The organism is Legionella pneumophila subsp. pneumophila str. Philadelphia 1 (assembly GCF_000008485.1).
In the GTDB taxonomy this organism is placed as follows: Bacteria; Pseudomonadota; Gammaproteobacteria; order Legionellales; family Legionellaceae; genus Legionella; species Legionella pneumophila.
In genome coordinates this window covers 943,414-958,288 of record NC_002942.5, presented here as the reverse complement: position 1 = coordinate 958,288, position 14,875 = coordinate 943,414, and the positions used below count along the sequence as shown (strand labels likewise).

Below are 14,875 nucleotides of genomic sequence, written 5' to 3'. Positions count from 1 at the left end.
GATTAGCAGCAACAACAGATGGCTTGATATATGGAGTGAAATAATGAGGAATTATAATAATATAATGATTGAATTGACATAAAAGTCATCACCCATAGCTAAAACTGTTCATTAAGAGTACATATTGTAACACGATTTTTCTTCTAGTCAATAGTATAAATAAACTGAGTCAATTATACAGGGCTTACGAAAAATCCCAAGGTCAAGGCAAAAAATGTTTTTAATGAGGGAGTTTAGATAAACTAAATGACTGAATTAAAAACTTTTTTAACAAAGAGATTGGGGTTTTTCGTAAGTCCTGTTATATTCTTCACAGAACACACCATATAGATACTAATTAAATACTTCAAACCGCATCTCAAACAATTGTATCTGTTCATGCTGTAAAAGAAGATGGCGCCTCTCAAATGGGCGGAGTTACAGTGGTAACTTAATGTTTCATAAACCCGCCAGTTACCACTTGCATGGGCATTACGTATTGATTAATTCACTGCATATAATTTGTTGCTTCAGACGTACTATTCTTCTGTACGCCTCATCAATACGTTGATAGGGAATTTGCTTGTCAATTACCAATTTTTCAATCACATCTATAACTTCCGGTGGGGTAATAGTTCCAAGCTGATTGGCAAATATGACCATATCAGCCCCGGCATTGATGGTAAGACAAAGAGCATCTTCTAATGAATAGTGATTTGAAATGGCATGCATTTGCAAATCATCGCTGATAATGACCCCGTCATATCCTATGCTTTGACGTAACAATAACGTTAAAACGTCGTAGGACAGAGTTGCAGGCAATCCCTTACTATCCAAATGCTTATTAATCACATGCGCCGTCATTACCATGAAAGGGTTAGACAGGTCTTTTAATAAACTTCGATAAGGAATTAGCTCATCGGTTTGAAAGGTTTCTGTAACATCTACAAATCCCTCATGTGTATCTCCAGTGGCGCTGCCATGGCCGGGGAAATGTTTATACGCACAAGCAATACCATAACGACTGAAAACATCAACGAACTGCTTGGCCAAACGAATAGTAACCTCTGGGTTAGAAGAAAAGCTTCTTCCCAAGTTTCCAATAATCCCTGCATGAGCATTTAAATTTAAATCTACAACCGGGGCAAAATTTAAATTAAAACCTAATGACTGCAACGTCATAGCCATTTGAGTTACTTCTTCATCAAAATCATCACTGGATAACTTTGCAAGTTCCCTGGCCTTCATAGTAGGCGGACAGCCTTCTATCTTGCTTAGTCTGTCAACCACTCCACCTTCGTAATCAATCGCAGTAAATAAAGGCAGATTGTCATTACCTCCTGAAATCATTGATGCATAACGATTAAGCTGTCGAATTAATTGCTTTATCTGAGCCTGATTCCTTAAATTCTTGCCATAAATCCCTGTGGATAAATCTTTGTCGAATAACAAGACTCCGCCGAGACCATCATTAGATAACCATTGAGCAACCGGACTATTATCATGCAGCTCAGAACCATGAAATCCCATAATCAGCATTTGTCCGATTTTGTTTCTTATTGTAATCAATCACTCGCTCCATCACAAAATAAGCATAAAATCATACACAAAGATATTCTCTCTGGCTATGCCCGCTACGCATTATCTATAAACAGTATCGCAATGTGTACAAATAAAAAAATGCTTCTCATAAAATTAAAGCTTGGGATCAGGAATGTTCTTGAAGTTGCACTTACAGTTTCCTGCTACATTAGGTGGAAAGGGAACTTGAGCAAAATCTGCCGGAAAACAAACCGGGATAGTCCAGGCCAAATCTCCAGGATTCACTTTTGCTGGTAAATACCAATTTCTTAATGCCGGGTAAGTTTTTCCAACATCATTTTGCCAAAAGACAGGCGAAAATTGAGCGACATATCTCAACCCTTCAGCAGCCTCACAATTGAAAGTACCTCTAGCCCATGATTTTCCTTTGGGAGCGGTAAGTGTCAACAAAGTTTTTGACGTAGAATCTTCAATGACATCGACAGTAACATCATAATCAGTCCAACAATTGTCTTTAACCAAAGTATAGATGCATGTGAAAGACCAAATTGGGCTAGTCACGAAGCACAATGCAGATAGGGCGAGTAAACGTAAGTACATGATTCAATCCTAAGATTTAATGAACCATTATTACTATATAGTATATACAATATTTATAAAAATAATTTTCCGATAAACTGTTTTAAGAGGGGGAAATAATCTGAATCTCCCCTCTTGGCTCTATTAGTTAAAGCACAAACAAGAATTGTAATCTGACTCAGATGAAGGTTCAGGATCAATGGATTTAGCAAACGCTTCCAAGCCCATACCAACAGCCAATAAAGTGCCAGCCAAAGTCCAACCAGCCAGTATCGCAAGACCGACCCCGGGAACGCCCAAGGCAACAGATAACACAACAGCAACAGCTGATGTGATGGGGGATGCGATCAAAAGTGGAACCGGATCCAAATTACCTCTGGAAAACATTGAACCTAACACAAATCCTGTCAAAAAACTGTTATGATGTTTTTCTGCAGCAGCAAGCAAGACAAGATCAATAGCAACCGTTCCTACAACAGCCATCACTAAAAGACCGCCAGCACCACCATACTTTAGACCTGTGCCAATAATAAAACTAAAATCAGATACCCCTTTTTGTATGGAACGTTGCAGTGTCATTAATCTTACTCCTAAAAAATTGAGGAATAATACACTTAATTTTGCACATAATCAACACTAATTGAACACCGAAGTAACGAGTAGATTGGATTAAAACTCAAATAAAGCGATACAATTTATTCCTATACAAAAATAGAATATATTATCTTTGTGATGGAAAACCTCTTTAATAATTATCACAGTCTTGCTTTTATTTGCCGACAAGTATAAGCTTGCCCGGTTGGAGAGATGGCCGAGCGGTCGAAGGCGCACGCCTGGAAAGTGTGTATACGGCAACGTATCGAGGGTTCGAATCCCTCTCTCTCCGCCAAATTACAATTCCTGGTTATCCTTCACAGGGTATAAGGCTATAATTGCCGCTTTCATTGAATTGCATAAAGCAGTAAATTATATCCATTGTGTAAAGACTACAGCTGGCTCATATAAGATTCTTTTGGTAAAACTGCTTTCAGAACCAACCAATTCAATCAGGGATATGAAAGATGAAAATGAAATTACAACTAATTGCAATAGGAATTTTATTATCAATCAACGTATTTGCTGATGGTTACTATCCTGAGCCCACCTCTCAAGACCAACCTTGGACAATTATTGCCAGTTTTGGAAGTGGCAGATACCAGCACATGTATTCAAAAGATGGCAAAACCGCTTTAGGCCGATTGGCTCTGGCTAATGAATTAATGCTGAGTGGAGATATTGCTCTGGGATTAGAACTTGGAGTCCAAAACGGCAATAAAATGCGCTTGAATATCCCACGAGAAACCTTATCAGTCCTTGGATGGCTACCGGTAGAAACCAACCTCAGTCCTATGCTGGATTTATTAGTTACCGCCAAAAGCGACCCTTTATTTGGAAGTTCTTTTTTCGCACAATTAAAAGGTGGTGTCGCTTACAGGTCTTGGCAAGTTGATCTCTACCCTATCAATGAAATTTCACAATTAGCCGGAGAAATTCAAGCTGGCTTTGGTTATCCTATCACCGCTTTGGCCAGTTTGAGTTTGCTGTATCAGGGGGTTTTTGGTAATGATCCTAACGTCAAATTAAACATGAGCTCAAAAACTGGCAGTGTTTCAAATATCCCTGTTTTACATGGAATTTTATTAGGATTTACTGTCAACTTATAATCCATTAAACTAGGACGCAGCTTCCAGGCGCCATCTCAGTTAAAGATAGAATGTCATCTTCTTAAAGTAGCTTTTTTACTACAATTTGGTTTTTTCCTTTTTTTTTAGCTTGATATAATGCCTTATCTGCCGCAGTAATTGCATGCTCTATACTGGCTGAACTTTCAAAATGAATATAAACAATCCCTATGCTTAAAGTGACATGACTCATGAATAATTGCTCGTTTGAGTCATAAGTATGATTCAAGTTTTCTGTTTTAAAAGGATTTTTAATTGTTTCACAAATAGATATTGTTTCTTTAATCGGCTGATTAGCGATGATTATTGCAAATTCGTCTCCGCCAAGCCGAAACAGTATATCGTTTGAACGTCGAAATATTTTTTTTAATAAATCAGCGATGCTAATCAGGACTTTATCGCCAAAAGGATGCCCCAAATTATCATTGATTAATTTAAAATTATCTATGTCTATTGATACCAGGCTTAAAAAATATTGATTGCGTCTTGCTCGATTAAACTCTTGTGGAAATATGTTGTCAAAATATCTCCTGTTATATAACCCCGACAAAGAATCAGTGATTGACATTACTTTCAATTCATTGATTAATAGTTCTTTTTCATTGAATAATCGAAAATTTTCATTGAGCAATCTATGATTAATCTTTGCAGAAATAATAAGCATGGCAATAAATATTAGAAACATGGTTGCTAACATCGTTCTATCGACATCTAACAAGGCATAATTATAAACAATGACTGGTAAAAGCATTGGAAAAACATAGGCATAATAAGCTGGTAAATAAATAGACAGAGAAGCGATCGCGCCTGCGCACATTCCACCAAACACTAAAATAATAATAAATTCATGCAGATCATTTACATAAGGCAGTGTAATGAAGTAACATGCGCCCCATATACTGCCCGTAACAAATGTAAGAAGGAAAAACTCGATCAAAGTGGCTTGAATTCTATTTTTTTCTACTCCCCTCTTAATTATTTTCCAGCAGAAATAACTTCTTACCAAGCTTATAAAGACAATACCGAAAAACCATGCCCCTATTATTAATGCAGGCACATCACTATAAACAAGGTCAAGGGCAAGCAATGTAGCCAATATAATATTGAACGGAATCGCTCTTAGAGATCCCTCAAATAGCAAGGTCATACTTTCCTTGTAATGCTTGGAGGAAGTCATCTTATCCAATGTCCATTAATTGATATCCATTCCTTTTAATTATAGAACACCGGCTAATTAAAGAACACTTTTGTATAAACCTATTCAAAATTTTTTATCCTTATTAATGTATTAGAGACTATAATTTAATCTATTAAGCCTTTTAGTTTGCGGGGCTTACGAAAAAACCAAGGTCACGGCAAAAGATGTTTTTAATTATGGGGTTTAGATAAACCAAATGATTAAATTAAAAATATTTTTAACAAAGAGATTGGGATTTCTCATAAGTCCTGATGATAATTAAATGGAGTACTATCATGAAAGAAAAACATTTTGCCTATAAAATCACTCTTTCTTCAACAGGGCTGGTTTGTACCCATTCTGAAATTGAAGAAAACAGGATGATTGATCTGTTAAAAGAAATAAAAAACGATGATTCCCAAGCTATTTTCTGGATCTTTAAACAATTTGATAAGCAGCCTAAAGAACAACTAGGGATCATCGATTGTTCCCAAAATCGTATTTATTACCATTATTCAGGCGAAGTTGAAAAAATTGATGAGGCTATTGAAAAACTAAGTAAAAAAATATAAGCCAAAAGTGCCCAAAGAAATATCACATTTCATTGTATGGAGGTATATTTCAAATCCTGGATTGAAAATATATTATATGAAATCAAATGAAAAAGCACACACCATAATATGAAAATTAAGACCAAATAAATCCAATAAAATACTTTTAGTAAATTTTTAGTTCTATCAACCACTGGACAAAAGTGTGTTTTTTAGTAACCATTCAGATCAAAATAATTCCTTTATTCTTAATAATAAATTATGAGGATTTCCTATGAATCTGATAAAAATTAAATCTAAAACCCTATTCATGGTACTTGTATACAGTTTGCTCTCCCCTGCTTATGCAGTATCACACCCCAAAAGCACAGTGAATGACACCGCCATTCAAAATGAAATATTAGTTTATATCAATAATTACCGACAACAGCATGGCCTGGCTCCTCTCAAAATGGATAACCGCATAGTAAAAGAAGCAAAAATTCATTCCATGGATATGGCAAAACACGCGATACCATTCGGCCATAAATATTTTAAAAAACGTATTGATAAATTACACACACAAATTAAAAACTCAAATGCAGGGGCTGAAAACGTGGCTTACAACTATAAAAATGCCCAGGATGTTGTCAAAAACTGGTTACGTAGCCCAGGACACAAAAGAAATATCGTTGGGAACTATGACCTTACCGGGGTAGGTATAGCTCGAGATGAAAAGGGGAAAATATATTTTACTCAAATATTCTTAAAAACAGGAAATAGCCACTATGCCTCCAGAAAACCCTTCCCATCAATTTTTAGTGGTGCCCTCTTCAGTAAGAAAGCATAAAAATTAAAATAGGGTGTTTAACAAAATTTTTGCAATTTTTAAGTGCAATTGAGTGGAATTAATGACAACGTTAGCCTAATATTGAAACATAGACGGCAATCATTGTTCAGCCAACAGTACAATTTTGGAGGCCAGATTGAGAGTGTGGTGAGCAAGCTCAGCCTAGACTGAGAAGCCAAAAGCACTCCGGAGGAATCCACAGTTTTAAACAGGACTGCACTCAATCTTGCTGTCTATAACATACTAACACCATGGGGCGTATTCAATACGCCCTTTTTATTGGTTCATTCCTCGCTTGTCCGGATCCAAAGATCCAAAATTGGTATTTTATGCTGTAGAAAATTATTCTAAATTACAATAGGATAGAATAATAACGGTAATAAGGATTTTCCCATGATGATTGCAACCTTAATGGAATCAGCCCAGGAAACGCGAGTAGCCATTACTCCCAACTCGGCCAAACAATACATAAAACTAGGCTATGATGTAGGGATTGAAAAAAACGCGGGGCTTAGCTCAGATTTTGCTAACGAAGAATTTGAAAAAGCTGGCGCAATAATATTCGATAGTAAAAGTACATTACTCAAAAAAACACAAATTCTTTTATGTGTTAACGAACCCGATCCCAAAAACCTGAATGGCTTACCTCCAGATTCTCTAATAATCGGACATATAGACAATAACCCACTTAGCCCGCTTGTTAAGTGGTGTCTGGATCAAAAAATGACATTATTTTCAATGAATCTCATTCCCAGGATAAGTCGTGCTCAAAGCATGGACAGCCTATCGTCTCAGGCTAACCTAGCTGGTTACAGGGCAGTTTTGGAAGCTGCGGCAACATTTCATAGAGCTATACCTATGATGATGACAGCAGCAGGCATGATACAACCGGCCAAAGCACTTATTCTTGGTGCCGGAGTTGCAGGCTTGCAAGCCATAGCTACTGCGAAACGTTTAGGTGCAGTGGTTTATGCCTTTGACGTAAGAAAGGCAGCCAAAGAACAGGTTGAAAGTTTAGGCGCTGAATTCATAGAGGTAATGCAGGAGCAAGATAGTGAAACAGCTGGGGGATATGCCACAGAAACAAGCGAAGAATATAAAAAACTTCAGGCTGAACTCATTGATCAATATGCAAAAACTGCAGACATTGTAATTTCTACTGCCTTGATACCAGGGCGTCAAGCTCCGGTTTTACTTTATAAAAAAACTGTCGAGCAAATGAAACCAGGTTCTGTCATTGTTGATCTCGCAACGTCTCGAGGTGGAAATTGTGAACTCAGTGTTGCCGATAAAATCATCAAGCATGGTGAGATTACTATAGTGGGATTAAGTAATATGGCAGGTCTCGTCCCTGCTACGGCAAGTGACCTTTATTCTAATAATCTGGTTCATCTTATAAACATTTTGGCGAAAAATCCGGCTGAACTTAACTTAAATCCTGATGATGAGATTATCCAGCAAGCCGTTCTTTGCCATAAAGGAACTTACCTGCCCTTTCAAGGAGTAAAGGAGAAGCAAAATGCCTGAAATTCATACACTTGATAATCCTTATATTACAATATTAACCATTTTCGTACTGGCCTGTTTTGTAGGTTATTATGTGGTTTGGAAAGTAACACCGGCTTTACATACACCCCTAATGTCAGTAACCAATGCCATATCCAGTATTATTATACTTGGTGCTTTAATTGCTGCAGGAAGTGAATTGATCGGATGCATAACCTGGTTAGGTGGCATAGCCATATTCATTACTTCAATTAATATTTTTGGTGGCTTTGTAGTAACTCAACGCATGCTTCGCATGTATAAAAAATAATGATTTATAGGACGGAATCAGTAATGAATTCAATAGTTCCACTGTTTTATTTATTTGCAGCCATTTGCTTTATATTGGCTTTAAAAGGACTGGCCAGTCCAGCTACTTCAAGAAGGGGGAACCTTCTAGGCATTCTGGGTATGATCCTGGCAGTGGGCTCCACCCTGATGATGCCCACTACCTACCATCATATTCTTTTAATCGCCTTAATAGCAGGCGGCGGAATAATAGGAACTATTATTGCTTTGAAGATCAACATGACGGCCATACCACAACTGGTTGCTGCTTTTCATTCTTTAGTAGGCATGGCAGCAGTTCTGGTAGCCTATTGTGCCTTTTTATCCCCCGCGTCCTTTCAAATCGGCACACCTGGTGCTATTGCGACCGCAAGTCTAATTGAAATGAGCCTGGGATTAATTATCGGAGCCATTACCTTTTCTGGTTCAGTCATTGCCTTTTTAAAATTGCAAGGACTCATATCAGGTATTCCAATTCGATTTTATGCTCAAAACTATGTCAACTTACTAATAGGACTAACAATCCTGGTGTTACTCATTTTATTTGTAGCCAATCAAAACCTGTTTCTCTTTAACCTGCTCGCGGGATTAGCTTTTCTCATTGGGGTTTTACTGATTATTCCTATTGGCGGAGCCGATATGCCCGTCGTTATTTCCATGCTGAACTCCTACTCAGGTTGGGCCGCAGCAGGAATAGGTTTCACTCTGAGTAATCATCTGTTAGTTATCACAGGCGCTCTGGTAGGCGCCAGCGGGGCAATTTTAAGCTATATCATGTGCGTTGGTATGAATCGCTCTATTTTTAATGTCATTTTTGGTGGAATAAACAGTTCTGGAAATACGAAACAAGTTCATTCTGCTAATGAGTTACGCAATGTCAGGCAAGCCAACGGCGAAGATGCTGCATTCCTATTAAGTAATGCCAAGGATGTCATCATTGTTCCTGGATATGGAATGGCAGTGGCACATGCTCAACATGCGGTGAAAGAGCTTGTTGATGCCTTGGAATCTCGTTCTATTCGTGTTCGCTTTGCAATACACCCTGTTGCTGGGCGCATGCCTGGCCATATGAACGTATTACTTGCTGAAGCCAATATCCCCTATGACAGAGTCTTTGAGCAAAGTGAAATTAACAGAGATTTTGCTACCTGTGACGTTGCTTACGTGATTGGAGCTAACGATATCACCAACCCCGCAGCTAAAACTGATCCTGCCTCACCCATTTATGGGATGCCTGTCCTGGAGGTTGAAAAAGCTAAAACGGTCTTATTCGTCAAACGCAGCTTATCTCCTGGTTATGCCGGTGTAGAAAACGATTTATTTTTTCACGACAATACCTACATGCTTTTCGGAGATGCAAAAGTAATGACTGAATCAATAGCTAAGGCTTTGGGAGAAATATAACCCTTTCAAAATAAAAACAATAATCTCTGACGGGGTGGGTACCCGGTTCAATCGACGCAAATGCCTTTTAATTTGCCAACGAAGCAAAATAAATGTATCTTAGCCAGTTAATTTTTCATAATGGAGATATATCTATGCTACGAAAAATCGGCTTTACGTTGTTATGCGCAGTGGCAACATTTAGTTCAAGCACTTATTCCAGCGTGACTCACACACTCCAAGCTGGAGTAACGCTGGAATATGAGTTTCCCCCTAATGAACCTCTAGTCTTTGTTAATTATTTGTATTGGGAAGTAGCGGCCGATTGTAAAATTACCAGTGAAGATCCATCCAATGAACTTTTTGCCGAGGCACTCGCAAAAGCCGGTAAAATTAATGGTGTTACGCTCTCTAAAGGAAATACCATGAAAGTGACTGTCCATTCCGGCGATATTTTAAAATTAAGCGCGGAATCTGGAGCAAAAGTTCAAATCACCAATTTTGGACCACATACTCTCAAAGCAACTTGTACTGCATAAAGAATTGAGCTAATCGCACCCCAACACCAAACAGTAATGGGGTGTGAAAATTCAAATCCTGTTCATCAATGTTCTCGAGTAGCGCAGAACTTAATCTTGGGATAACGTTCTTCTGCCATTGTCAAATTCACTTTGGTAGGCGCCAAGTACATAAGCATATCTCCTCCGTCCAAAGCCAAATAATCATAAGCCTTGGTACGAAACTCGCTCATTGCTTTATCATCTTCAGAATAAACCCATCGAGCGCAAGCTATATTGACTGATTCATAAATACAATCCACTTTATATTCATGTTTCAGTCTATGCGCTACCACATCAAATTGTAATATCCCAACAGCTCCCAATATTAGCTGATTACTGTTTAATGGTCTAAAAACCTGGGTAGCACCCTCTTCAGATAATTCGATTAATCCTTTAAGTAAGGCTTTACTCTTTAATGGGTCCCTCAACCTGACAAGCCTAAACAATTCAGGAGCAAAATTAGGAATTCCAGTAAACTTTAAGTGTTCACCTTGTGTAAAAGTATCACCAATACGAATAGTACCATGATTATGCAAACCAATAATATCACCAGCTAAAGCAAGTTCTGTGTGTGATCTATCGCCTGCCATAAAAGTTAAGGCATTGGAAATTTGCACTTCTTTTCCTATGCGTAAATGATTTAATTTCATTCCCTTCTTGTAAGAGCCAGAACAAACCCGCACAAAGGCAATTCGGTCTCTGTGTTTGGGATCCATATTGGCTTGAATTTTAAAAACAAAACCGGAAAATGTTTCTTCATGCGGAGAAACAACTCTCTCCTGAGTTGCTCGAGGTTGAGGTCCTGGCGCATACTCGACAAAATCGTCCAATAATTCTTTAATACCAAAATTATTAATTGCTGAACCAAAGTATACCGGGGTCATTTTTCCTGCAAGATAAGCTTCCAAGTTAAACTCGTGGGACGCTCCTTTGACTAATTCAATTTCTTCTCTGAGTTCGTCCGCACTGTCACCTATCAACTCATCTAATTGAGGATTATCCAATCCTTTAATCTGCATAGCTTCGACTTTTTTTGCATTACTTCCCTGCTGATATAAATAAATAATATCTTGATAGCGGTGATAAATTCCCTTGAAGCGTTTACCCATTCCAACTGGCCAGGTAATTGGCGCACATTGAATGCCCAAAACAGACTCTACTTCATCTAACAAATCAATAGGTTCTCGCCCTTCTCTGTCCAATTTATTGATAAAAGTCATGATCGGTGTATCACGTAAACGGCAAACTTCCATCAATTTTACCGTTCGCTCCTCTACTCCCTTGGCCACGTCAATTACCATTAAGGCAGAATCTACAGCAGTGAGAGTACGATATGTATCTTCAGAAAAGTCTTCATGGCCTGGTGTATCTAGCAAATTGATGACGTGTTGATTATGTATAAACTGCATAACAGACGTGGTAATCGATATTCCTCTCTCTTTTTCCATTTCCATCCAATCAGAAGTGGCATGCCTGTCTGCTTTACGGCCTTTGACCGTACCTGCCAACTGAATAGCTCCTCCAAAAAGTAATAACTTTTCAGTTACAGTGGTCTTTCCTGCATCAGGGTGAGAAATAATGGCAAAAGTTCGCCTTTTGTTAAAGTCTTGATAAAAATCAGACATACTGCTCTCAAATTAAGTAATTAATTAAAAATAATAGGCTTCAATCGCATAGTATACCATGGAACTTACGACCCCATAAACGTAGCGAATTAAAATCATTCCTGTATACTCAAAATTAGAACCTGTTTTCATGCGATCACATGTGATCAAAACCTGATCTAATCTGTTCCCTGCCAAACTGGTTCTTTAAATTAAAGGATTTAATTTAAAAAAGGAGTTTGCTATGAGATTCAATCATTTTATTGCTCCACTGGTTTTACTCCCTGTTTGTGCATTAAGCCAACCCCAAAATGACAAAGGAGATGTCTTTTTATCAAAAATTCCAACCAGTAAAAATGCTTTTGTAAAATCTTATTCCAGTGAATCGACACACTTGAAGTTACTTGAGCCTAATGCCAGAAGTATTGACTACCCCACTCAAATTGTTCGTGTCTCTGGTTCTCTCGAATCACAACAGCTGGACTGCGATCAAGTACACGAAGAAATTCTTGAAAAAGTGGTGGCTCCTTTTACTCCTGATAAATTCACTTACAATACTTATATTAGTTGTAGTTATAATCCGGATACCAATATGGCCACTGGCTTTCTCATCAATAGCTATTTAGATCCACTAACCGATGATGCAGTGGAATTATTAGAAACTTACCTGGCAAAAAATAATGGATCCAATCTGTTAGGTACACCATTGACATTTGAGCCAGCAAAAGCTCTTGTTGTTGCTTTAACTATCTCGGCGGGAATGAAAAAAAATCCTAATAAACCACCCTTTGTAGAATATAAGCAAGACCGCAGCAATTTCTACTTCAAAAGCAATTATGAAATGAGAAATAAATTGTTCACTGATATTTATCAAAATTTCTTTACCAATGATCCCAATAAAATTCTACCTTTCCTGGATAAGTGGATTTTCGTTAATGCCTCAAGCGTTTATGAAGCCATTTTAATGGACTCCAATTTTGTCGAACTGCAACCTGAACGAATTTTTCTTATGGAAAATGGTGAACAAATATTTGTTTCCAATCTAAAATATTATTTCACTCATAATTGTAATAGGTACAGTAATCACCGCTGCTTACAACCGCAAGCTTGAAGCTCTTTTGACGAAGGAGACATTTTTGGGATGAGCACATTTTATTAAATTATTACTTTTAGATACTTCCTTATGACAGCAAGCAGATAATATTTCAGACTGCTTTCAACCATAAGGAAGTATTCATACGGGAAATCTATTATTCCCCCAATCAAAATCCAAAAACTAAAGTATCATTAATTCCAATCCGGAAGATGAGCTTTCAAAATAACTCACTACCATGGCATCAGTGACCAACTCCAAACTGGACGGTCTCCATTGAGGATTTTTATCTTTATTAATCAATAAAGAGCGAACTCCTTCATAAAAATCACTACCTTTCATAAAATGACTGGCGAGATCGAAATCCATTTTTAAACATTCTGCTAAAGATAAGCCCTTGGCTTTTTGGATTTGTGCAAGGGTTATCTTAAGGCTCAGAGGCGATTTTTGCAGCAAAGTATTATCCACCCCAAGAGCCCACACACCGTCTGTGCTCTGTAAAGACTCTCTTATTAGTTCAACACTAGGCTTGGAGAAACAGACATCGATTAAAGGTTTGATTTGACTTGCCTCGGTGGGCATGGCATCACTTGCAAAAGAAGAAATGCATTGATCAACAAGATTGAAAGCATCTTCTGATAAATCTTCTCTCTTTAATGCCTCAATCATTGACTGCATTTGCTCTGCAAAGACAATCTGCTTCACTAACCCTGCCTTCCTGGCATCATGAGGACCCAATTTATTTCCGGTTAACCCCAAATAGACTCCTAAAAACCCTGGGCATTTGTTTAATAAATAGCTGGCACCAATATCAGGAAAAAAACCAATCCCTGTTTCTGGCATTGCAAATACAAAACGCTCACTGGCAACAGGGTGGCTTCCATGTAAGGAAATACCGACCCCTCCTCCCATAGTAATCCCATCCAGCAAAGAAATATAAGGTTTACCAAAATGATGAATAAAATGGTTTAACCTGTACTCATGCCAAAAGAACTGCATCTGCTCAGAGTCTTTACTACGGCCCGCATTATATAGCCAACGAATATCACCACCTGCGCAAAAAGCATTACCCGGAACAGCTTGTACGACGACTGCTTTAATAGAATTATCTTCTTTCCAAATTGACAATTGCTTTTGCAGTGCCATGATCATGGTTAAAGTTAAAGCATTTAAAGCCTTTGGTCGATTTAAAGTAATGAATCCCAATTGACCTTCCTGAGAAAACAGCACCTCTTCAGTCATAATTAAACCCCTTTAAAATCCGCGGTTCTCTTGTCTAGAAACGCAGCTACTCCTTCCTTCTTATCTTCAGTGGCGCAAACTTTTGCAAAATGAATTGCTTCCAAATGAAGTGCCTCTGTGAGTGATAAATCATAACCATGATCTATCACTTCCATTACACTGGCAACTGCTAAAGGAGCCATGCTTAATATTCCGTTTAGAATATTTTTTCCTTGAGTCAACAAATCCTCTGGTGCTACAACTTCACTGACTAACCCCCAGTTTAAGGCAGTCTCAGCATTTATAAAGCGCCCAGTCAAACATAAATCCATCGCGCGCCCTTTGCCAATTAGCCTGGCCAATCGTTGTGTGCCGCCATACCCGGGAATAACACCTAATTTTACCTCAGGCTGACCAAACATTGCCTTATTTGAAGCAATTCTAAGAGTCGCAGATATCGCTAACTCACATCCGCCACCGAAAGCAAAACCATTCACTGCGGCAAGTGAAGGTTTCCCCATCGTTTCCAAAAGTCGAAAAACCTCTTGTCCCTGGCAAGCAAATTCATAACCAGTTTGAGCGTTACATTCAGCCAGTCGATTAATGTCAGCCCCAGCGCAAAATGCTTTACCATTTCCTGTTAACAATAATGCTTTGACTTTGGGATTGGATTTCGCTTGAAAGAATAATTCATTTAATGCGCTCAGAACATCAGTGCTTAAAGCATTGAGCTTCTCTGGCCTATTCAAAGTTAAAGTTAAGATTCCGTTATTATCTATATCCTGTTCAATTAAATTCATCAA

The 14,875-nt window shown here is 38.1% G+C and carries 15 protein-coding genes and 1 tRNA gene; 9 read left to right on the top strand and 7 right to left on the bottom strand.

The window, feature by feature from the left end; genetic code table 11:
• Nucleotides 1-471 precede the first annotated feature (471 nt).
• The 3 genes from LPG_RS04385 to LPG_RS04375 all read right to left on the bottom strand — a co-directional run bounded on the left by LPG_RS04385 (nt 472) and on the right by LPG_RS04375 (nt 2,679).
• Nucleotides 472-1,548 carry a glycoside hydrolase family 3 N-terminal domain-containing protein gene (locus tag LPG_RS04385; RefSeq protein ID WP_010946620.1) on the bottom strand — a complete coding sequence of 359 codons (1,077 nt, stop codon included), beginning with the start codon at nt 1,546-1,548 and terminating at the stop codon, nt 472-474.
• A 126-nt stretch (nt 1,549-1,674) separates the two neighbouring features.
• Nucleotides 1,675-2,121 carry a hypothetical protein gene (locus LPG_RS04380; RefSeq protein ID WP_010946618.1) on the bottom strand — a complete coding sequence of 149 codons (447 nt, stop codon included), beginning with the start codon at nt 2,119-2,121 and terminating at the stop codon, nt 1,675-1,677.
• Nucleotides 2,122-2,244: 123 nt separating this feature from the next.
• Complete coding sequence (locus LPG_RS04375; protein ID WP_010946617.1) at nt 2,245-2,679, bottom strand: hypothetical protein; 435 nt, start codon at nt 2,677-2,679, stop codon at nt 2,245-2,247.
• Nucleotides 2,680-2,901: 222 nt separating this feature from the next.
• Here LPG_RS04375 and LPG_RS04370 point away from each other — a divergent pair.
• Both LPG_RS04370 and LPG_RS04365 read left to right on the top strand, forming a co-directional pair.
• Nucleotides 2,902-2,989, top strand: a tRNA-Ser gene (locus tag LPG_RS04370).
• 172 nt (nt 2,990-3,161) lie between these two features.
• Complete coding sequence (locus LPG_RS04365; RefSeq protein WP_010946616.1) at nt 3,162-3,803, top strand: hypothetical protein; 642 nt, start codon at nt 3,162-3,164, stop codon at nt 3,801-3,803.
• A 61-nt stretch (nt 3,804-3,864) separates the two neighbouring features.
• Here LPG_RS04365 and LPG_RS04360 read toward each other — a convergent pair whose 3' ends face one another.
• Nucleotides 3,865-4,998: a sensor domain-containing diguanylate cyclase gene (locus tag LPG_RS04360; protein WP_011213337.1), complete on the bottom strand. Its 1,134-nt coding sequence runs from the start codon at nt 4,996-4,998 to the stop codon at nt 3,865-3,867.
• Between the two features lie 296 nt (nt 4,999-5,294).
• Between LPG_RS04360 and LPG_RS04355 the strand changes: the two genes are divergently transcribed.
• The 6 genes from LPG_RS04355 (at nt 5,295) to LPG_RS04330 (ending at nt 10,133) form a co-directional block, all read left to right on the top strand.
• Entirely contained in the window at nt 5,295-5,570 is a 276-nt protein-coding gene (locus tag LPG_RS04355) for a hypothetical protein (protein ID WP_011213336.1), read from the top strand.
• Between the two features lie 253 nt (nt 5,571-5,823).
• A complete protein-coding gene (locus tag LPG_RS04350; RefSeq protein ID WP_010946613.1) occupies nt 5,824-6,378 on the top strand; it encodes a CAP domain-containing protein in 555 nt (184 codons plus the stop codon).
• A gap of 393 nt (nt 6,379-6,771) precedes the next feature.
• Nucleotides 6,772-7,905: a Re/Si-specific NAD(P)(+) transhydrogenase subunit alpha gene (locus LPG_RS04345; RefSeq protein ID WP_010946612.1), complete on the top strand. Its 1,134-nt coding sequence runs from the start codon at nt 6,772-6,774 to the stop codon at nt 7,903-7,905.
• On the top strand, nt 7,898-8,194 hold the full coding sequence (locus LPG_RS04340; protein WP_010946611.1) for a proton-translocating transhydrogenase family protein: 297 nt from the start codon (nt 7,898-7,900) through the stop codon (nt 8,192-8,194). Before LPG_RS04345 ends, LPG_RS04340 begins: the two co-directional genes overlap by 8 nt.
• Before the next feature lie 23 nt (nt 8,195-8,217).
• On the top strand, nt 8,218-9,615 hold the full coding sequence (locus tag LPG_RS04335) for an NAD(P)(+) transhydrogenase (Re/Si-specific) subunit beta (protein ID WP_011213335.1): 1,398 nt from the start codon (nt 8,218-8,220) through the stop codon (nt 9,613-9,615).
• Between the two features lie 134 nt (nt 9,616-9,749).
• Nucleotides 9,750-10,133 (top strand): hypothetical protein, encoded by a 384-nt coding sequence (locus tag LPG_RS04330; RefSeq protein WP_011213334.1) that lies wholly within the window; start codon nt 9,750-9,752, stop codon nt 10,131-10,133.
• Between the two features lie 65 nt (nt 10,134-10,198).
• On the opposite strand, the gene LPG_RS04325 is transcribed toward LPG_RS04330, so the two are convergent.
• Nucleotides 10,199-11,779, bottom strand: a complete 1,581-nt coding sequence (locus tag LPG_RS04325; protein WP_010946608.1) for a peptide chain release factor 3 — start codon at nt 11,777-11,779, stop codon at nt 10,199-10,201.
• Nucleotides 11,780-12,002: 223 nt separating this feature from the next.
• Here LPG_RS04325 and LPG_RS04320 point away from each other — a divergent pair, with 223 nt between their 5' ends.
• The gene (locus tag LPG_RS04320) at nt 12,003-12,869 is read left to right on the top strand and encodes an Lpg0189 family type II secretion system effector (RefSeq protein WP_010946607.1); all 867 of its coding nucleotides are present in this window, start codon (nt 12,003-12,005) and stop codon (nt 12,867-12,869) included.
• A gap of 165 nt (nt 12,870-13,034) precedes the next feature.
• Here the strand turns inward: LPG_RS04320 and LPG_RS04315 are convergent, their stop codons facing one another.
• Both LPG_RS04315 and LPG_RS04310 read right to left on the bottom strand, forming a co-directional pair.
• Entirely contained in the window at nt 13,035-14,093 is a 1,059-nt protein-coding gene (locus tag LPG_RS04315; protein WP_010946606.1) for an enoyl-CoA hydratase/isomerase family protein, read from the bottom strand.
• A gap of 2 nt (nt 14,094-14,095) precedes the next feature.
• Nucleotides 14,096-14,872 carry an enoyl-CoA hydratase/isomerase family protein gene (locus LPG_RS04310; RefSeq protein ID WP_011213333.1) on the bottom strand — a complete coding sequence of 259 codons (777 nt, stop codon included), beginning with the start codon at nt 14,870-14,872 and terminating at the stop codon, nt 14,096-14,098.
• Between the last annotated feature and the right edge of the window lie 3 nt (nt 14,873-14,875).